The sequence below is a fragment of the Amycolatopsis sp. NPDC059235 genome (assembly GCF_042754125.1).
Taxonomy (GTDB): domain Bacteria; phylum Actinomycetota; class Actinomycetes; order Mycobacteriales; family Pseudonocardiaceae; genus Amycolatopsis; species Amycolatopsis albidoflava.
In genome coordinates, this window is the sequence record NZ_JBHZAG010000028.1 from 64,256 (window position 1) to 83,083 (window position 18,828).

The 18,828-nt window shown below is 70.1% G+C and carries 17 protein-coding genes; 10 read left to right on the top strand and 7 right to left on the bottom strand.

The window, feature by feature from the left end:
- The first annotated feature begins 21 nt into the window (after nt 1-21).
- From ACFXI3_RS20065 to ACFXI3_RS20075, 3 genes are all read left to right on the top strand, one after another.
- Nucleotides 22-1,794, top strand: a complete 1,773-nt coding sequence (locus ACFXI3_RS20065; protein ID WP_378401158.1) for a beta-N-acetylglucosaminidase domain-containing protein — start codon at nt 22-24, stop codon at nt 1,792-1,794.
- 17 nt (nt 1,795-1,811) lie between these two features.
- Nucleotides 1,812-2,792, top strand: coding sequence for a beta-galactosidase family protein (locus tag ACFXI3_RS20070; protein ID WP_378401160.1), 981 nt, complete (start codon nt 1,812-1,814; stop codon nt 2,790-2,792).
- A 153-nt stretch (nt 2,793-2,945) separates the two neighbouring features.
- Nucleotides 2,946-3,635: a hypothetical protein gene (locus ACFXI3_RS20075; RefSeq protein ID WP_378401162.1), complete on the top strand. Its 690-nt coding sequence runs from the start codon at nt 2,946-2,948 to the stop codon at nt 3,633-3,635.
- Nucleotides 3,636-4,118: 483 nt separating this feature from the next.
- Here the strand turns inward: ACFXI3_RS20075 and ACFXI3_RS20080 are convergent, their stop codons facing one another.
- The 4 genes from ACFXI3_RS20080 to ACFXI3_RS20095 all read right to left on the bottom strand — a co-directional run bounded on the left by ACFXI3_RS20080 (nt 4,119) and on the right by ACFXI3_RS20095 (nt 9,469).
- Complete coding sequence (locus tag ACFXI3_RS20080) at nt 4,119-5,573, bottom strand: tryptophan 7-halogenase (RefSeq protein WP_378401163.1); 1,455 nt, start codon at nt 5,571-5,573, stop codon at nt 4,119-4,121.
- A gap of 10 nt (nt 5,574-5,583) precedes the next feature.
- Nucleotides 5,584-7,488 carry a LodA/GoxA family CTQ-dependent oxidase gene (locus ACFXI3_RS20085; RefSeq protein WP_378401165.1) on the bottom strand — a complete coding sequence of 635 codons (1,905 nt, stop codon included), beginning with the start codon at nt 7,486-7,488 and terminating at the stop codon, nt 5,584-5,586.
- A complete protein-coding gene (locus ACFXI3_RS20090) occupies nt 7,481-8,701 on the bottom strand; it encodes a ferritin-like domain-containing protein (RefSeq protein WP_378401167.1) in 1,221 nt (406 codons plus the stop codon). Before ACFXI3_RS20090 ends, ACFXI3_RS20085 begins: the two co-directional genes overlap by 8 nt.
- A gap of 285 nt (nt 8,702-8,986) precedes the next feature.
- Nucleotides 8,987-9,469, bottom strand: a complete 483-nt coding sequence (locus ACFXI3_RS20095; protein ID WP_344272890.1) for an Lrp/AsnC family transcriptional regulator — start codon at nt 9,467-9,469, stop codon at nt 8,987-8,989.
- 61 nt (nt 9,470-9,530) lie between these two features.
- On the opposite strand from ACFXI3_RS20095, the gene ACFXI3_RS20100 reads away from it, so the two are divergent.
- The gene (locus ACFXI3_RS20100; protein WP_378401170.1) at nt 9,531-10,550 is read left to right on the top strand and encodes a Glu/Leu/Phe/Val dehydrogenase dimerization domain-containing protein; all 1,020 of its coding nucleotides are present in this window, start codon (nt 9,531-9,533) and stop codon (nt 10,548-10,550) included.
- A 63-nt stretch (nt 10,551-10,613) separates the two neighbouring features.
- On the opposite strand, the gene ACFXI3_RS20105 is transcribed toward ACFXI3_RS20100, so the two are convergent.
- The gene (locus tag ACFXI3_RS20105; RefSeq protein WP_344272896.1) at nt 10,614-10,769 is read right to left on the bottom strand and encodes a hypothetical protein; all 156 of its coding nucleotides are present in this window, start codon (nt 10,767-10,769) and stop codon (nt 10,614-10,616) included.
- A 333-nt stretch (nt 10,770-11,102) separates the two neighbouring features.
- On the opposite strand from ACFXI3_RS20105, the gene ACFXI3_RS20110 reads away from it, so the two are divergent.
- Both ACFXI3_RS20110 and ACFXI3_RS20115 read left to right on the top strand, forming a co-directional pair.
- Nucleotides 11,103-11,480 (top strand): STAS domain-containing protein, encoded by a 378-nt coding sequence (locus ACFXI3_RS20110; RefSeq protein WP_344272899.1) that lies wholly within the window; start codon nt 11,103-11,105, stop codon nt 11,478-11,480.
- Between the two features lie 123 nt (nt 11,481-11,603).
- Nucleotides 11,604-12,566: a TIGR03557 family F420-dependent LLM class oxidoreductase gene (locus tag ACFXI3_RS20115; RefSeq protein ID WP_344272903.1), complete on the top strand. Its 963-nt coding sequence runs from the start codon at nt 11,604-11,606 to the stop codon at nt 12,564-12,566.
- A 61-nt stretch (nt 12,567-12,627) separates the two neighbouring features.
- On the opposite strand, the gene ACFXI3_RS20120 is transcribed toward ACFXI3_RS20115, so the two are convergent.
- Nucleotides 12,628-13,719, bottom strand: a complete 1,092-nt coding sequence (locus ACFXI3_RS20120) for a Vms1/Ankzf1 family peptidyl-tRNA hydrolase (protein WP_378401172.1) — start codon at nt 13,717-13,719, stop codon at nt 12,628-12,630.
- A gap of 27 nt (nt 13,720-13,746) precedes the next feature.
- Entirely contained in the window at nt 13,747-15,039 is a 1,293-nt protein-coding gene (locus tag ACFXI3_RS20125; RefSeq protein ID WP_378401174.1) for an NAD(P)/FAD-dependent oxidoreductase, read from the bottom strand.
- Nucleotides 15,040-15,153: 114 nt separating this feature from the next.
- On the opposite strand from ACFXI3_RS20125, the gene ACFXI3_RS20130 reads away from it, so the two are divergent.
- The 4 genes from ACFXI3_RS20130 (at nt 15,154) to ACFXI3_RS20145 (ending at nt 18,490) form a co-directional block, all read left to right on the top strand.
- The gene (locus ACFXI3_RS20130) at nt 15,154-15,615 is read left to right on the top strand and encodes an SRPBCC family protein (protein ID WP_378401176.1); all 462 of its coding nucleotides are present in this window, start codon (nt 15,154-15,156) and stop codon (nt 15,613-15,615) included.
- Nucleotides 15,616-15,753: 138 nt separating this feature from the next.
- Nucleotides 15,754-16,260, top strand: a complete 507-nt coding sequence (locus tag ACFXI3_RS20135; RefSeq protein ID WP_344272915.1) for a type 1 glutamine amidotransferase domain-containing protein — start codon at nt 15,754-15,756, stop codon at nt 16,258-16,260.
- A 613-nt stretch (nt 16,261-16,873) separates the two neighbouring features.
- Complete coding sequence (locus ACFXI3_RS20140; protein WP_378401179.1) at nt 16,874-17,278, top strand: STAS domain-containing protein; 405 nt, start codon at nt 16,874-16,876, stop codon at nt 17,276-17,278.
- A gap of 174 nt (nt 17,279-17,452) precedes the next feature.
- Nucleotides 17,453-18,490, top strand: a complete 1,038-nt coding sequence (locus ACFXI3_RS20145) for a GAF and ANTAR domain-containing protein (RefSeq protein ID WP_344272921.1) — start codon at nt 17,453-17,455, stop codon at nt 18,488-18,490.
- Nucleotides 18,491-18,828 lie beyond the last annotated feature (338 nt).

Here is an 18,828-nt window from a genome sequence, read left to right on the forward strand (position 1 = left end):
GCTGCGGCCAGACCGGGCTCGGTGCCGGTCGTTTCCCCGACACCGCAACAGATCAACCGCGACGCCGCCGATGTGTCGTTGCCGTTGTCGGTGACGCTCGCAACGGACAGCACCACGGACGGTCCGGCCAAGGATCTTCTGATTTCCCTGTTGAAACAGCACGGGGTGAAGAAGATCGGCGCCGGCGGATTCGTCGTCCGGCTCGCCAATGGCGGGGATGCGCCGACGCAGGCGGAGGGCTATTCGCTCGCCGTGCGGCGCGGCGGAGTGACGATCAACGGCCGCGACGGTGCCGGACAGTACTACGGCGTGCAGACCCTGCGGCAGCTGTTTGTCCGAAGTGGACAGGGCTGGTCGCTGAGCGGTGTCGCGGTGCGGGACTGGCCGAACATGGCGCTGCGCGGGTCGATCGAAGGCTTCTACGGTCCACCGTGGACTAACGACGATCGGATTCGGCAGCTCAAGTTCCTCGGCGAGACCAAGGCGAACACCTATATTTACAGCGCGAAGGACGACGCGTATCTGCGCGATCGGTGGCGGGATCCGTATCCGCAGCAGGAACTGGACGCGCTCGGCCAGCTCGTGCGTACGGCGAATGCGAACCACGTCGACTTCACCTACGCGTTGTCGCCTGGCGTGTCGATCTGCTTCTCGTCGCCGCAGGATGTCGCGGCGGTGAAGGCGAAATTCCAGGCTGTCTACGACCTCGGCGTGCGGTCGTTCTCGCTGCCGTTCGACGACATCTCGTACACCAAGTGGAACTGCGCTGGCGACCAGACGGCGTTCGGAGCGCCCGGACAGGCGGCCGCGGGCAAGGCGCAGGTCTCGTTGCTCAACGAGATCACCAAGAACTTCGTGAAGAACCACGACGGCGTCCGTCCTTTGCAGACAGTGCCGACGGAGTACAGCGACCTCAAGGATTCGCCGTACAAGACGCAGCTGCGGGAGAATCTCGACCCGTCCGTCGTCGTGCAATGGACCGGCACCGCGGTCGTGCCGCCGAGCGTGACGAACGACGAGGCCCAGCAGGTGTCCACAGTGTACGGACGGAAGGTGTTCCTCTGGGACAACTATCCGGTCAACGACTACGAGCAGTCGGCCGGGCGGTTGCTGCTCGCGCCGTACGCGCATCGTGAAGCGGGGCTGTCGAAATATCTCAACGGAATCGTCTCGAATCCGATGAACCAGGAAGCGGCCAGCGAGGTCGCCGAGTTCGGTGTCGCCGATTTCTCCTGGAACGACGCCGGATACTCGCCGGAGCGGTCGTGGCCGCAGGCGTTGGCGCGGCTCGCGGGCGGCGACCCCCGCGCGACGGCGGCGCTGAAAGTGTTCGCCGACCTCGAACACCTGGCACCGGTCTTCGGGCCGACGCCATGGCAGCCGCAGGCACCGGTTCTCGCGGCTAAGGCGGCCGATTTCTGGCAGCATTGGAACTCTGGCGATCATCGTGCGCTGGACAAGCTGCGTTCGTATGCCGAACAGATCCGCAATGCTCCCACGGTAATCCGGGGCGGACAGGTGCAGAGCGCTTTCGTCACAGAGGCGGGTCCCTGGCTGGACGCGACCGCGCTGTGGGGCGACGCGATGGTGACCCGGTTGGACGCGCTCGCCGCGGCGACCCGCGGTGACGACGCCAAAGCCGAGCAACTGACGGCTGCGGCGGATGCACTGGTCACGCGTGCGGAGGCGGTCAAGACGGGCAACAGCAATAGGTGGGGCGTGCGGCAGGCACTCGTCGGCGACGGTGTGCTCGACGCGTTCCTCGTCCAGGTCCGCGCGGCGACGGCCGGCTGAGCGGGGGAGTGATGGACGTGACCAGGAGGACCTTCCTCGGCGGTGCGGCCGCAGTCGCCGCGAGCACGGTGTTCGCCGGACCGGCGGGCGCGGCCGCCCGGCGCGGGCTGACCGTGTCCGGCGACCATTTTCTGCTGGACGGCAAGCCATTCCAGATCGTGTCCGGCGCGATCCACTATTTCCGGTTGCGCCCAGACCAGTGGCACGACCGCCTGTCGCGGCTCAAAGCGCTTGGCCTCAACACCGTCGAAACCTATGTGGCCTGGAATTTCCACCAGCCGACGCCGGGCCGAGCCGATTTCCGCGGCCCTCGCGATCTCGCGGCGTTCATCCGCTTGGCCGGGGAACTCGGCTTCCAGGTCATCGTCCGCCCGAGTCCCTATATTTGCGCGGAATGGGAATTCGGCGGCCTTCCCGCTTGGCTGCTCGCGGACCGGAACATGGAACTGCGGTGCGCCGATCCGGCTTATCTCAATGCCGTCGACGCGTGGTACGACCAGCTGATCCCTCAGCTCGAGCCGTTGGAAGCGCAGCATGGCGGGCCGGTCGTCGCCGTGCAGATCGAAAACGAGTACGGCAGCTATGGCAATGACACGAGCTATCTCGCGCATTTGCGGGACAGCCTGCGGTCACGCGGAATAACGAGCCTTCTTTTCGTCGCCGACGGTGCTTCCGAGTTCTTCATGCGCTTCGGCGAACTGCCGGGCACGCTAGAAGTCGGAACCGGCGACGGCGATCCGGCTCCGAGCATTGCCGCACTGAAGGCTTTCCGCCCCGGAGCGCCGGTGATGATGGCCGAATACTGGGACGGCTGGTTCGACCACTGGGGCGAACCGCACCACACTACCGATCCGCAGCAAACCGCCGCTCACGTCGACCAGCTGCTGGCGACGGGTGCTTCGGTGAACCTGTATATGGCTTGCGGCGGTACCAACTACGGCTTCGCTGCTGGTGCCAACACGTCTGGCTTGCAATATCAGCCCACCGTGACCAGCTAGGACTACGACTCCCCCGTCGGCGAAGCAGGCGACGTCGGCGCGAAGTTCACCGCGCTGCAGCCTGTGCTTACGAAATACACCAAGCAACCGGTCGTTCCGCCGCCCGCTCGATCGCCGCGCCTGCCCGCGCAAACTGTGCGTCCGGCCGAGTCAGTGTCCCTTTTGGACTCGCTGCCCGCACTGTCCACAGTGGTCCATTCGGCGCAACCGGTGCCCATGGAACGGCTGGGCCAGTCCACGGGCTTGATCCACTACCGCACGACCGTGCAGGGCCCGCATTCCGGCCCGCTGAGCATCCACGGACTTGCGGACCGGGCGCTGGTATTCGTCGACGGTGTGCGGTTGGGAGTGCTGGACCGAAACCGTCCGGACGCGACGCTGAACCTGAAACTCGACAAACCGCGCACGCGCCTGGACATCCTGGTCGACGCCATGGGCCGGGTGAATTACGGGCCGTACCTGGCGGATCGCAAGGGCATTGACGGCTGGGTCGCGATGAACACCCAGCAGAAACTGTTCGGATGGGAGATCCGGCCGCTCCCACTGGACGACCTGTCCCGGCTGCGATTCTCGTCCGGATCGCCCGGCGTCGGCCCGGCGTTCCACCGCGCGACCGCGATGATCGCCGACCCGGCGGACGGTTTCGTGGCCCTGCCTGGGTGGGAGAAGGGCGTGGTGTGGCTGAACGGCTTCAACCTGGGGCGGTATTGGAAGATCGGGCCGCAGAAGACGCTTTACGCGCCGAAGTCGTTGTGGCGGAAGGGGGAGAATGAGTTGGTGGTGCTGGAGTTGGACCAGCCGGGGTCGGAGATCGAGATCCGCCCGGAGGCTGATCTTGGCTGAGGCTGGGGTGGTGGGGCAAGGTCGGGATGGCCGGTGAGGCGTTGTGCGGCAGGCTCGGGCTAACCGGGGAGGGCACTGTGGCGACCTCCGGTTGGCCTGGGAGGGGATAGAGGGGATATGGGACAGGCTCTAGCTGACCGCCGAGAGGCTATGTGCCGTGCGGCGAGCTTCGGCTGGCCGCTGAGAGATTGTGTGCTGAGCGGTCCGGCTGACCGCTGAGGAGCGTGTGGCGAGTTCCGGCTGGCCGGTGCCGGGTTGTGGGACACTCGGGCTCGCCGCTGAGCGGTGGTTCGGCAGGTTCCGGCCGACCGCCGACCGCCGACCGCCGAGGCGTCGTGCGGTAGCCGCGGTCGTGCGGCAAGCCCTGGCCGATCGCTGAGGGTCGGGCGGCAATCTCCGGCTGGCCGCCGAGGGGCCACCTGTGCACCTCTGGCGGCGGCCGGAAAGGCTCGCGTGAGATCCCAGCTGGCGGCCACGCCGTGATCAGCGGAGGACGAGGTGCCGAGCCTCGACGGCCCCCTCGCGGCGTCGGGTCCAAAATGGACTCTCCCATCGCTGTTCCGCCCGGTAGACCTCGCGTCGTTGCCGGAGGTAGGCGTCGAACCGGCGGCGCAGCTGCTGCCGGTGCCGGATCGAGTCGACGTGCCCGGACGCGATCAGGTCTGCCACGGCCAGCCCGGACTCGATCGCCAGCGTGACTCCGGCGCTGCTGAGCGGGTCGAGCGCCATTGCGGCGTCCCCGGCGGCTATCCAGCCCCGGCCCGCGCTCGGGGTGAGCAGATGGGAGCGGGCGTCGCGGACGGTCAGGGACGGTTCGTCCGGCGGCAGGTCGAGGTGCCGGGTTTCGCGGAGTGCCGCCAGCCATCCCGGTGGCCTGGCCCAGCCTTCGCGGCGGACGAGGTCGGCGTCGGACAGCAGGGCGAGCGTGAGCCGGCCGCCGGGTTGCGGGGAGGCGTACCACCAGCCGTTTTCCGCCGACTCGAGGATGACGTGCCTGCGGGCGTCCGGGCCGGGCACGGTTGCGGCGACGCCGACCAGCCGGTCGGCGAAACAGCGCCGGGCCCCTTGCGCGGTGCCGAACGCGGCGCGGCGGCCGGTGGCGTCGACGACGACGTCGGCGGTCAGGCGGGTTCTGTGGCAGGTGAGCGACCAGCCTTCCGCCGTGCGGCGGGCGGACGACCAGCGATCCTGGACCAAAACGGCTCCGGCGGCGACCGCGGCGGCGCGCAGCATCCGGTCGAACCGGGGGCGGTCGAGGTGCCAGCCGGGGCCGAGCCCGTCGTGGAGGTAGTCGCGGTACCGGAGTCCGGGGGCACCCCAGGCTGAGGCGGTGCCCAGCGAACGCAGGTGGTCGCGGTCGAGGGCGGCGGTGCTGAGGCCGAGCCGGGCGAGGGCTCCGGCGATCGGGGGCGGGACGGATTCTCCGGGTGCGTGCGGAGCGCCGTTGCGGAAGGACGGTCCGGCCATCGCGGGAGGTGCGGGTTCTCCAGCGGCGCGGGGGAGATCGGGGTCGAAGGGTGCATCGGCGGACGGGCCGGGTTCTCCGGCCCCGCGCGGCGACCCGGTGCTGAAGGACGCTGCGCGGGAGGAATCGGTGGTTTCGCGATTGCCGCGCGGCCCGACCGCACCGGATGGGCCGGAGGTCTCGGTTTGCGCGAATGAGGATCCGGCGTCCGGACGGCCAGACGGCGCGGTCGCGGCAGCGATGGACCCCCGGCGAGCAAGCGGCTGACCTGCCACACCGGCGGATCCATAGGCAAGGGCCGCGGCACGAGCGAAGCCATTCCCACCGCCGACCGCCGCCCGCGAAGTGCCGAGGCGAACCGCCTCGCCCGTCAAGGAGGAACCGTCCGGGTCGATCAGCACGACCTCGCACCCCGCGCGCCGCAGGGCGATCGCCGTGCTCGACCCGGCCGGTCCCGCTCCCAGCACCGCCACCTTGAGGACCCTAGGCATGCGGCTGGTTGTGGTCGTCGAGGACATACCCCGGCCGGGGCAGTGTCCGTCGTACTTCGATGAATTGCGGTTCCCGCGGCTGGGTGTCGTCGGACGGCCGGAGGCGGGTGTTGCGGGCGACGAAGCCGAGTTCGTGCCAGTGCTGGGCCATGCCGAGGTTGTCGGCGAAAGCCACGTAGCCCTTCACTGTCTGGTCGCGGACCGTGCCTACCCAGCCGACGTGGTTCCAGTCGGCCGGGCCGGGCTTGTCGCGGCGGGCGTAGACGAACATCGGGCGGTGGGCCGGCCACCACCAGAGGTAGTGGTCGTCGACCTTCAGGACCGAGCAGGTGTTGAAATCTCCTTGCCACGGAACGGAAAGGTACTTCGTGACGTCGCCGGGTTCGAGTCCGCGCGCGGGGTCGGCGATCAGGCTCAGCTGTCCTGCTTCGACCGGCAGGTGCGGGACCGGGCGGAGCCGAAACGGTGCCGAGTAGACCGCGGGGACGCGCGAGAGCCACGACATCTCGATTCCGGGCGCGAAGGGCGGGCCGCAGCAGTTGCCGAGTGCGGCTTCGGTCAGGTGGTGGCCCGGCCGGCGTTCCGCCGCGGAGCCGGGGTTCGGGGGCTGGTCGGCTGTCAGGAAGTTCCCGTCGGCCCACTGGCTCAGCAGGAAGTACTGGGTCGCGGTGAGGGAGTGGAACTTCGCGGTCAGCTGGCTGTCGCTGGCGGCGTCTTCCCCGACGATGTAGGGCATCATCCGGTAGCCGGTTTTGGCCGAGGCGAGCGTGTTGGGCGTGGTGGGCGGGCGCAGGACCTCGAAAAGCCGCCGGCGGATCTGGTCGTAGCGCGGGTCCTTGGCGCCGAGCCGGGCCAGGTCGAAGGTGTGCACCTTGGGCGGGACCGCCACGACCCACGGGAGCACGGCCGCCCGGCGCAGGATCGGTTCGATTTCCGTCGGGTAGTGCGGCTGGTAGGTCTCCTGCCACTGGCCGTTGTCGTAGAGGTCCGGGCGCAGGCCGGCGAACCGGACGGCCATGTCGAAGATCGTGTCGTACAGGGTGACCAGGTTGACGATCTCCGGCGCGTAGGCGGGCGGGGCGACGATCGCCCACGCCTTGTCGTCAAGGCGGATCTCCTGCTCCGGGCCGACCACGGCGCCGTGCTGGTCGAGTACGCGCACGACGATCGTCGCGGACACCGGGCCGTCGGAGACGTCGTCCCACCAGCCGTCGTTGTTGTCGTCGTCGGGGATGCCCGGCTCGGCGGCGGTGGAGTAGGAGATTCCGGATCCGCCGAGCAGGAGCAGGCTGCCGTCGGGCCGGACCGCGATCCGGCCGAGCGTGGTGATCCGCTGCCTCGCCGGATCCGGGCTGTCCGGCGGGAACGTGCTCCGGCCGCGGCCGTCGTTCCGGTCGAACTCGCCGATCCTGGTCCCGCGGCCGCTCACCGTGCGCGGGCCGGGGTCGATGATGAGCTTCTTGCGCGCCTCGCCCTGGACGTCCTCGTTGCGCAGCGGGTGCCCGGCCGGATAGCCGGTCTCGCCGATCCGGTCCTGGATTTGGTACCAGGACGGCTTTTTGTTCGCGAGATGCGCCGTCCAGACGATGTCGACGATCGTCGCGGTGCTGCCGTCGGACAGCGGCAGCCGGGTCCCGGTCGCGAGCGGTTCCCGGCGGTCGGCGGCGTAGAGGGCGAAGGTCGCGGCCTGTTTGCGGAGGCGGCCGTGCCGGTCCCGGAAGCCGGCCGGTTCGAAGGGCAGATCGCCCTCGCTTTCGCGGGGCAGCCGGCCGATCCCGTCCGGAGGCAGGTAGTAGTCCTCGGTGCTGTCGCCCGGGCCGGTGTTGCCGAGCCGGGCGACGCCGATCGCCGGGAAGATCGACACCGTGCGGCTGAGCTGCGCCAACGCTTCAGACATGGCCGGCCTCCGTGCTCGTCTCGGGCCGGTTCTCCTGGATCCGGCGCAGGGTGGCGGCGAGCGTCGGCGACCCGCCGGCGGCCAGATCCGCGACGAGCCGGTCGAGTTCCTGCGGTTTCCGGCGGTCTTTCACCGGCAGGTAACGGAAAGCCGGGCCGGCGGTCGGATCGTCGGCGGTGTGGCTTTCGACGGCGATCGGGGTCCGCATCAGCTGCGTGGCGAGCGACGGAAGGGTCACCCGCATCGCGGGCACGACACTGGTGAAGAAGAGATCCCGGTCGCCGCGCAGCGCTTTCTGCAGATCGTCGACCATCGCGCTGTAGGCGTGGTCGAACAGGTCGCTGAGCGCGGCCGCCGTCTGGTTTTCGTACTTGGCCTTGGCCGGATTGGCGATCATCGGATACGTCGGGGGCAGCGGGACAGTGCCGTCGGCGATCGCCTTGAACTTGAAGTAGTGCGACATTTCCAGCGGCGTGCCCAATACCGGTCCGTAGGTGCCGTCGGCGCGCGGGCCGTAGTACTCGTACTGGCCCCACGGCTCGCGAACGCGGTATTTCGGATCGTCCAGTTCGCCGCTGAGGTCGGCGCCCTCGCCCTGTTCGACGATCTCGTTGACCGCTTTCTTCGCGGACTCGAGATCCTTCACGAGGACGACCGTTCCGCCGCTGTTGCCGAAGTTCCACTGGTCGCTTTGCCGGGAGACGTCGTAGGCGCGTCCGGGCGTGCGGTCGTATTCCTCGAGTTTCTTCAGGATCGCCGAGTACAGCTGGCCGATGGTCGAGAAATCCTCCTCCTGCGCGACCGCGTCCGGCTGGGCCGGCTGTTCGATCCGCATGAAGGTGCTGCGGAACAGCTCCGGCGACGCCGCCATGAGCTGCAGATACGGCCCGCCGTCCTCCGCGTCCTCGGAAAGATGGGTGGGATAGCTCGGCGGAAACGGAGACGCGGCTCCTGGCTCGGCGACCAGGGTCGGTGTGCCGCCGACGGCATTGAGCAGGTTCGCGGCCAGATTGAGGTGGAGCATTTCCTCGAGCGCGACCCCGCGCACGAATTGGTAGGCCGGGGAAGCTTTGTCTTTGATCGAGTACATCGCGGTGAGATAGGGCGGAATGGTGGCGAACTCCACTCGCAGCGCGATGTCCAGAAGTTCGTGCAGTGTCTTGCGGTGGGGCTGGGACGGAATGAGATAGCGATGCACGGCGACAGCGGTCATGCCGACTCCCTCGGGAACTCGATTGCGCCAGTGGCTGTTCCGGGCAATTTCGCGCGACGGCGACCCCCTGCCCGTGCTGGCGACACTAGCAGCGGCCGGATCGGCCACCCAGCGTCCGAACGGGCGCACTTCGGCATGGGGAAACAGGTAAAGAATCGCACCCGACCTAATGGTCAGGGAAGCTCTAAGGTGTTCTTATCGGGAAAGCATTTCCGCGAGGTGGGTATCTTTTGGCGCGGCGGATTAATTGGTCTTTACGAAATATTGGCGACCGGCGACGCCCGGTCACTGCTCCCCGGCGAGGTTTTCGATCGCCCGCTTGCGGCTGTGGTCGAACACGATCGAACTGCGGAACTGCACGACTTCCTTGCGGCTGCTGAGATCCTCGACGAGGAACGTGTGCAGCCGGGCGACGTCCGGGACCGCGACGTGCAGCAGGAAATCGTCGCCGCCGGCGAGGACGAAGACGGCCATCACCTCCGGCATCGCGAGCGCGTCGCGGCGGAAACGGTCGATGACCGGCCGGCTGAGCGGGCGGATCTGGGCGAACACCATGGCCTGCACCGACCTGCCCAGCGCGGGCAGGTCGACCTCGGCGTGGAATCCGGTCAGCACGCGGCGGGCCTGCAGCCTGCCGATGCGCTCGGAACAGGTGGACGCGGCGACGCCGACGCGTTCGGCGAGGTCGCGCATCGGGATCCGGGCGTCCTGCTGGAGTTCGTGGACGATGAGGCTGTCGATCCGATCCAGGTTCGGAAGTTCGGGCATTTTCCGAACATATCACTGTCTGCGGGCTAGCAAGGGCGACGGAAGGGGCAGGCTTGCGGCCGTGAACCGAACAGAGAGTTTTGAAGGGGAAGTACTGCGGGTTGTTCGCGGCACCCGGTCGGGGGTCCCGATCGCCGTCGCGATTCATTCGACGGAGCGGGGGCCCGCGATCGGCGGGTGCCGGATCAAGCCGTATCCGACGTGGCGGGACGGGGTGGACGACGCGCTGCGGTTGTCGGCGGCGATGACGATGAAGTGCGCCCTGGCCGGACTTCCTTACGGGGGCGGCAAAACTGTCGCGGTCCTGCCCGCGGAGGGAGCGCGGCGGCGCGACCTGATCGCCGACATCGCCGAGGCGATTTCCGCGCTGGGCGGGCGATATCGCACCGGGCCGGACATCGGGTCGACATCCGAGGACATGGCGGAGATCCACCGCCTCGCGCACGGCTGGGCGTTCTGCCGTCCGGAGGCGCAAGGCGGCAGCGGGACGTCGAGCGCGGCCACCGCGCGGGGAGTCTTGGCGGCGCTTCGGGCCGGGGTCGCGCCGGGTTCGGTCGCGGGGTCGCGGGTGGGCGTGATCGGGTTCGGGAGCGTCGGGCGGCTCGTCTGCGAATCGCTGCTCGCCCAGGGCGCGGACGTCGTCGTGACGGACGTCGACGGCGAGCTCCGGCCGGTGGCGGAACAACTCGGGGCGAGCTGGACGACGGCGGATCTGGTGCGGGAGCGGCTGGACGTTCTCGTGCCCGCCGCGACGGGCGGACTGCTGACGGCGGAGTCGGCCGCGGCGTGCGGCGCGTCGCTGATCGTGGGTCCGGCGAACAACCAGCTCGTCGCCGACGAGGTCGCGACGGTGTTGCGGGACCGGGGAATCACGTGGATTCCGGATGTCGTCGCCAGTGCCGGCGGGATCATCCACGCGGTCGGCCGCGAGGAACTCGGCTGGGACGAGGCGGCGGCGAACGCGAAGGTCGACGCGATCGCGGACACGACGAGCGCGGTGCTGTCGCGCGCCCGCGAACGGGGGTCGACGACGGTGCGGGCCGCACGGGAACTGGCGGCCCGGCTGACCGGAACGGGCTGAGGCTCCGGGATTCGTCCCGGAGCCTCAGCCAGCGGTTTCCGTTTCCGGCGACCAGTACTGGGATCAGTACCAATGGGCACGGCCGCCGATTCGGCGCCCGGTCCCGCCGAGCACCGCCAGTATCGCGCCGATCACCACGAGGGCGATCCCGATGCTCCACAAAATCTGGATCGAGGCGACGAACCCGATCACGAGCAGAATGACGCCGAGAACAATCACGGGGAGAACCTCGTCTTCCTTCTCTCAGTGGGGAATGAGGCGTGCTCACCGTCGGATACCCTCACTCGGTCGAGTGAAACATGGGATCGGCGGGCAATTCTTCGGGGCCGTGCCCGTTTCCTGATCGCCCGGTGTGAATTTGTCACCGCATTGATCGACGGGAAGGCAAGGGATCAGGCAAACGGCGTAAGGACGAGCGTCGGCGTTAATGCTTCGGCGGAACCGGGCGGAGCGGATCGACCGCCGCTCGCCTGCGTCGTCGCGGAGGGACGGGCATCATGGTGAGGTGCCTCCCGCCTGCCCGGCCGGGCAGGGGCGACCGACGACGGGACCATGACGATGGACGAGCCGACCGATCCCGGCAGCGACCCGGTGCGCGAGTTCCGCGTCGAGCGCGACGACCGTCCTCCGGTCGCGGTGCTGACGGTCTACGGCGAGGTCGACATGGTCACCGCGCCGCTGCTGACCGCGGCGGTCGAGGAGGCGCTGGCCGCGGCTCCGCCGGTGCTGGTGGTGGATCTCGCCGCGGTGGAGTTCCTGGCCTCGGCCGGGCTGACCGCGCTGGTGACCATGACGCAGGACCGGGCGTCGCGCGCCAGCCTGCGCATCGTCGCGTCCGGCCGGGCGACGGTGCGGCCCATCCAGCTCACCGGCCTGGAGCGGAGCCTCCCGCTGTACCCGACGGTCGAGGCGGCGCTGGCCGGGTCCTGACGCCCCGGAGTCTCTTTCGGACAGACGCGACGGGTGAACCGGGCCGGGACAGGGTAACCGGGCGGGGAGAAAGAGGTTCCGGGGCGTACGCGCCCTGCGAAGAGCCCGTCGAACGGGGAGAACATGCGCATCGGCTACACCTTGATGACTGAACAGACCGGGCCGCGCGAGCTGGTCGGCTGCGCGACCGCCGCCGAGGAGGCCGGATTCGATTTCGCGGCCTGCAGCGACCACTATTCGCCGTGGCTGGCCGAACAGGGGCACGCGCCGTACGCGTGGAGCGTGCTCGGCGCGGTGGCGCAGGCGACCGAGCGGATCGAACTGATGACGCTCGTGACCTGCCCGACCATGCGGTACCACCCGGTAGTGGTCGCGCAGAAGGCCGCGACCGTGCAACTGCTGTCCGAGGGCCGGTTCACTCTCGGGCTCGGCTCGGGGGAGAACCTGAACGAGCACGTCGTGGGCCGGGGCTGGCCGTCGGTGTCGGTGCGGCACGACCGGCTCGCCGAGGCGGTGCAGATCATCGGCGGCCTGTTCGACGGCGGCACGTTCACCTATACCGGCCAGCATTATCGCGCCGACGGGGCGAAACTGTGGGACCTCTCGCCGACGCGCGTGCCGCTCGCGATCGCGGTGTCCGGCCCGAAATCGGTGCAGCGCTTCGCGCCGGTGGCTGACGCGATGGTCGCGGTCGAACCGAACGCGGAACTCTGCACTGAATGGGACCACGCTCGGCTCGGGCCGCCGACGCGCAAGATCGGCCAGCTGCCGGTCAGCTGGGACCCGGACCGCGGGGCGGCGATCCGCCGGGCGCACGAGCAGTTCCGGTGGTTCGGTTCGGGGTGGCCGGTGAACGCGGAGTTGCCGGGGACGCGAGCGTTCGACGCGGCGACGCAATTCGTGCGCGAGGACGACGTGGCGGCGGGGATCCCGTGCGGTCCGGACGCGGGGCCGATTGTGGACGCGGTGAAGGAGTTCGCGCAGGCGGGGTTCACCGATGTGGCGTTGGTGCAGATCGGCGGTGCGGAGCAGCAGCCGGGGTTCGTGGAGTTCGCGGAGCGGGAGTTGCTGCCCGCATTGCGCTGAGAGTCCACTGTAGACACGAGCTGGGCCCGGGTGTCGAGGCACCCGGGCCCAGCCATGCGCGTCACGGATGGCGCAGCAGGGCACCGAATCCGTCGGCCAGGTCGAGCCGTTCGTCCATCACCACGACATCCGCGCCGACTGCCACCGCCGCGTAGGGCAGAGCCTCGTCCGCGCGACGGCGGGCTGGGTCGTCCGCTCCGAGTGCGTCCAGGCGGGGCCGCGCTACGCCGATCTGGGTCGGTTCCGGGCCGGTGTACACGCTGGCCTCGCCGGAGTCTCCCACCAGCAGCGTCGCCACGTTCGCCTCCGCCAGCGCGGCGGTCACGGCGGACAACCCGCTCACCGCCAGCGCCGATTCGCGGGCGGCTTCGGCGCGGAAGCGTTCGGCGAGGTCGTCCAGCTCGCGCAACCGTTGCCCGGTCAGCAGTTCGTGCACGGCGCGGTCCAGTTCGGACCGATCGGCGCCGGAGGCCCGGCCGCCCGCGTCGACCTCCGCGGCGAGCGAGCGCGCCGGTTCCGGCAGGCGCTCGTGCAGTTCGGTGCGGGCCTGGACTTCGCCGGCCAGGACGATCGCTCGCGGACGCACGCGTTCGGCGGCCTTCGCGACGTGCTCGGCGACTTCCGAGAGATTGCGGTGTGCGGTCTGCTCGGCGTGCGACTGGATGTCGCGGTGCGCCGGACCGCCGCCGCGGACCTTGTGCACCGGGTGTTCCTGCCCGCGCACGGTTTCGGTTTCCACGCTGCCGTCCGGTCGGTGCACCTCGATGTCGGCGCCGGTCCGGTCGACGAGCACCACCAGATGGGCGGGCGCTTCTTCGAGATGGCTCACCGTCGGCAGGAAGTACGGCAGCGCGGAGTAACGCGCTTCCTGCGCCGGCGGCGGAGCGGCGAGCCGCCGGTCGAGCAGGACGGTGCCGTGCGCGGCGACGATGGTGCGGCCGGCCCGTCCGACCGGCGGAGGGCTTTCCTCCACGGCGCGGAGGACTTCGCCGACAGTCGGCCGGTCGGCGCCCTGGCCTTCGAGCGCGGCCTCGATTTCCTTGAGCCGCAACCGCAACTGCTTGGCCGCGTCCTCGGTGTCGTGCGATTCGTCGAAGTGCACCGAGACGAACGGGCCGTCGGTCAGCAGCGCGCGGAGTTCGTGCGTGTCCATTTCTTCCTTCCAACGTTCGGGAAAGCCTCACCGGGTCCGAGGCAGCTCGGGCGACGCGGTGTCCAGCGGGACCGCGCCCGAACGGACGAGCCCCAGCTGCACGGTCTGGCGCCGCCCGATCTTCTGCAGCGCCCAATCGGCGGCCGTGCGCAGCCGGTTTCCCGGCAGGGACAGCAGGTGATAGCCGCGGGTCACCAGCCGGGCGGGTAGGCCGGCCAGCGGGATGTGCAGCGGGTTCGCCGCGCCCTGGCCCGAGCCGAGGTCGACGGCGAAGCCGAGATCGTGGTGCCGGTACCGGCGACGGCGGCCGACACCGAGCGAAGCGGCGACGTTGTTCCCGGCGAGTTTTCCTTGCCGCTGCGCGTGTTGCGCGGTCATCGGGGTGGTCTCGCCGGGACGGGTCAGATCCGGCACCGCGGCCGCGTCGCCGCAGGCGTACACGTCGTCGCGGCCGGGCACGTTCAGCTCCGGCGTGACGATCAGCCTGCCCTTCACGGTTTCCAGGCCCAGGTCGGAGACCAGCGGATCGGGGCGGACGCCCACGCACCACACGAGCGTATGCGTCGGCACCGCGTCGCCGGTGGTCAGCGTCACGCCTTCGACGTCCGCCCGGTCCACCGACGTCTTCATCCGGACCTCGACGCCGCGTTCGCGCAGCACCCGGTCGGCGGTGGCGCCGAGCCGAGGGTCCAATTCGGGCAGTACGCGGTCGGCGATGTCCAGCAGCAGCCAGCGAATCGGCTGTCCGTCGAGTTCGGGATGACGGCGCGCGAGGGCGGCGGTGAACTCCGGGCCCTGCGCGGCGACCTCGGTGCCGGTGTAGCCCGCGCCGACGACGACGAACGTGCACCGGGCGTCGCGTTCGGACCGGTCGTCGGTCGCGGCGGCCAGCTCGATCTGCCGAGTGATGTGGTCGCGCAGGTACAACGCTTCGGGCAGGCCGCGGAAACCGTGCGCGCATTCGGCGACCCCGGGGATCGGCAGCAGCTTGTTGACGCTGCCCGCCGCGAGGATCAGCCGGTCGTAGTGCAGTTTCCGCTGCTGGTCCTCCGGGTCGGTGAAGGTCACGGTGCGGGCGTCGAAGTCGACCGACTCCGCGGTGCCCAGCACCAGCCGCACGCCGCGCAGAGTGTCCGGAATGGACACCGCGACGTGCCGGGGGTCGACGATCCCGCTGGCCACCTCCTGCAGCAACGGCAGGTACAGGAAATAGTCGGTCGGGTTCAGCACGACGATCTCGGCGCGGTCGCCGAGGGTGCGCAGCAGTTTCCGCGCGGCGTGGTATCCGGCGAACCCGCTGCCGACGATCACGACTCGCATGGGCGCCTCCTTTCCGCTGAACGGGTACCCGGCGCGCGGCCGGGCAATCGCGCCGGTTTCGCCCCGCCGCGCCCCGGGCACCCGGGGCCGGTACCCGCTTGCGAGGAGGAGTGGATGAGCAGCACGATCACCGAAATCGTGGACGTCGACGTCCCGGTGTCGACCGCGTACAACCAGTGGACGCAGTTCGAATCGTTCCCCGAGTTCATGGAGGGCGTGGAGGAGATCCGCCAGCTCGACGCGACGCACACGCACTGGGTCACCCGGTTCGGCGGCGTCGGCCGGGAGTTCGACGCGACCATCACCGAGCAGCACCCGGACGAACGGGTCGCCTGGCGCTCGGATTCCGGGCCGGACCACGCCGGGGTGATCACGTTCCACCGGCTGGCCGACACCAAAACGCGGGTCACCGCGCAGATGGAGATCGACCCGGAGGGGCTCGCCGAGAACGCCGCCGACAAGCTCGGGATCCTGGACCGGCGCGTGAAGGGGGACATGGTGCGGTTCAAGCAGTTCATCGAGCAGCGCGGACGCGAAACGGGGTCGTGGCGCGGGGACGTCGAACCTCCGGGCTGACGCGGTTTTCCCCGCGGTTCCAAGGCGCTTTTCGTCGTGGGACCGCGGGGCTGCCGTGGGACACCGCACAAGCGGCATGGCCCGGCCGGACGGCGGGTAACCGGGCGGCAACGGACGCCGTTCAGAAAGGAGACCAGCATGGCCCGCGTGGCAGTGCTCGTGGACGAGATGACCGAAGACGACGAATTCCTGGTGCCGTGCGAGCGGTTGCGCGCCGCCGGGCACGAGGCGGTGGTCGTCGGCCTGGAGCGGGGCAAGAAGCTCACTGCCTTGCACGGCACCGAAATCACCACCGACCAAGCCGCGGACGAGGCCGTCGCGGCGGACTTCGACGCGGTCGTGGTGCCCGGCGGGTATTCGCCGGACAAGATCCGCACCAGCGAGCCGATGGTCGCGCTGGTCCGGGAAACGGCCGCCGCGGGCAAGCCGGTCGCGGCCGTGTGCCACGGGCCTTGGCTGCTCGCCGAAGCCGGGCTCGCGCGCGGCCGGACCGTCACTTCGTGGCCGTCGCTGCGAACCGACCTGCGCAACGCGGGCGCGGAATGGGTGGACCGCGAGGTCGTGACGGATGACGGCGTCATCACGTCGCGCAATCCCGACGACCTGCCGGCGTTCTGCGACGCGCTGCTCGAGCGGTTGAAGTAAGCCTCAGGACAGGGCGAACCGGATAGCGAAGTGGTTCGGCGTCGCGGGGAGCCGTCCCGGCCGAAGGTCGGCGGCGGTGCCTCGCGGCGCTGAACTAGCTTGCTGCGAGAGCGCGGGCGTCGTGGGCCAGAGGACGCTATTGGCGAGTTTCCGCAGCGTTGGCGCAGGTCGAGTCGCGGCTTCTGAGCGGCGGCCATCGCGCGCGGACGTCGGCCGGGGCAGATCGGACACGTCCGGGCTCGCGGTCGTGCGGGTGGGTCACCGTCTTGTTCGGGTACCCGAGCCGGTTCGGGCGAAACCTGGGCGGGAGTGCCCGCTCCCGTTCCGGCGGCGCGGCTCGTTCAGTCCATTATGGACTTCGGATAATTGCTGGCATGGAAAGGTTTCGTCGTTGCGGCCGGGGTGTCCGAGACTGTCCATTGTCCACAGTTCCTCCGGCGAGATCGATGCTTCGGCAGGCGGCGGGCAGTGCGTCGGACCCCGTGCTGCGGTAGGGTCTTGCCAGGAGCGGTTCAGCCCACGTGCCGTCGCCTGATCCCGTGTGGCCCGTTCCTTCGGGCCCAGGGCCGGGCCGCGAACGCGGGCCCGGTCTCGCATCTGCGAGGAGGGCTCCATGGTGCATGAAACGCTTTCGTGTCTGCCGGGAACGCCGGCGAGAACCCTGATCACCACTACCGCGGGCGAGACTGTCGTCGCGGTTTCCGCCGAACTGGACCTGCGCTCCACCGATCGGCTGCGCGAGGTGCTGGCCGACGAAACGGCGCTGCGCCCGCTCGCTTTGATCGTCGACGCCACCGAAGTCACGTTCTGCTCGGTCAGCGGGCTCGAGGTGCTGACCGGCGCCGCGCGGGCGGCGGACGCGGCGGGCGTCGCGTTCGCCGTGGTCGCCGCGGGGCGCGCGGTGCTGCGGCCGCTGCGAGTTCTCGGGCTCGACCGGGAGATGCGGGTGGTCGAACGCCTTGCCGACGCCGTCGAAGCAGGCTCCGCCGCGCGGAACCTGGCGGCCGAGGTCGGCTAGCGGTTCCCGGCTCGTCCGGCCCTCCCGGTTTCCGGAGGGGCCGGGCGAAAGCCGTGCCCTCGGGCCGGATCGCGGCGGCTGTTCCCCAGCACGCGCACCTGGCTTGCACAGCCCTCGACCCGAGTAAGTTGGCAGGAACGACTGCTGGTGAACCGGGCTGGCGGGGAGGGAAACGTGGAAGCGTCGATCGACTATTCGGCCGTGGTGCGGCTGAGCGGCGACCCGGCCGGATTGCGCGCCGAGGTGGGCGAGGTGCTGGCCGCGGAGCCGCGGATGGTGGTTTTCGAGCTGAGCGAGCTGACCTCGTTCTCGAGCCAGGACCTCGCCGCGCTGCGCAAGACGGCCCGGCCGAGCGAAGCGGTGTTCGCCTGCCGGGAGGGCGGGGTGGCCCGCCGGGTGCTCGAAGAGGAGGGCGTCCCGGTCGCCGATTCCGCGTCCGCGGCGCTGGCCTTCGAGGACGAGTCGCCGCGGCCCTCGGGCGAGCAGTTCCGGACGCTCACCGAGATGCTCCTGGCCGCGCGGACCGTCGGCGAGGTCCTGCAGCTGATCGTGGACGCGACCGCGTCGCTGGTGCCCGCGGCCGAACTGGTGTCGATCACGCTGCGCGCGCCGGACGGGCATTTCCACACCGCCGCCTACACCGACCCGAAGGCCGCTGACCTGGACCGGCTGCAGTACACGCTGGGCGAGGGCCCGTGCCACGACGCCGCGATCCCCGACCGGCCCGAATTCCTCGAGAGCGCCGACCTGCGCAGCGACGAGCAGTGGCCGCGCTGGGCCCCGGCGGTGGCCGAGGCGGGCTGGCGCGCAGTGCTGGCGACGGCGCTGGCCGACGACGCCGTGGCGCGGTTCTCCGGCGCGCTCAACCTCTACTCCCGCACTCCCGGCGGCCTGGCCGACGCAGACCGCGACGTCGTGCTGCTCCTGGCCAGCCACGCGACCCTCGCGGTGGCCGAAACGGACGCGGTGACGAGGAGCGAACTGCACCAGGCGCAGCTGCGGCGCGCGCTGGACAGCCGGGACGTGATCGGCCAGGCGAAGGGCATCATCATGGCCCGCCGGGGCCTGGACGCGGAAGCGGCGTTCGACCTGCTGCGGCGGACTTCGCAGCAGTTGAACGTGAAGCTGGTGCATCTGGCGGGGACGCTCGCGGCTCGGCATGAGGAGCTGGACGGGCCGGTGGAGCAGCTGGGGGAGCCGGACCCGGTGTGAGGGCGGCTGGGCTGGCGGGGTTCTGGCCCGGCTGTCGAGTGGTGCCTGGGCCGGTGGAGCAGATCGGGGCCGGACGCGGTGTGCGGGACGGTTGGGTTCGCCCAGGGTTCGGGCCCGGCTGTCGGGTGGTTGGCAGGGTGGTGCCCGGGCCGGTGGAGCAGATCGGCGCCGGACTCGGTGTGACGGGCCGCCGAGCTGCCGAGGTTCAGGCCTCCCCGTCGAACGCCCCGGCGCGGAGGAGCCCGGGCGGCCGCGTCCGTGCCGCATCGCGCACCTCGGCCTTGTGCCTGCTGAGCAGCGGGTCACCGAGCCTCCGCCGGAACCGCCCGTGCCGCCCG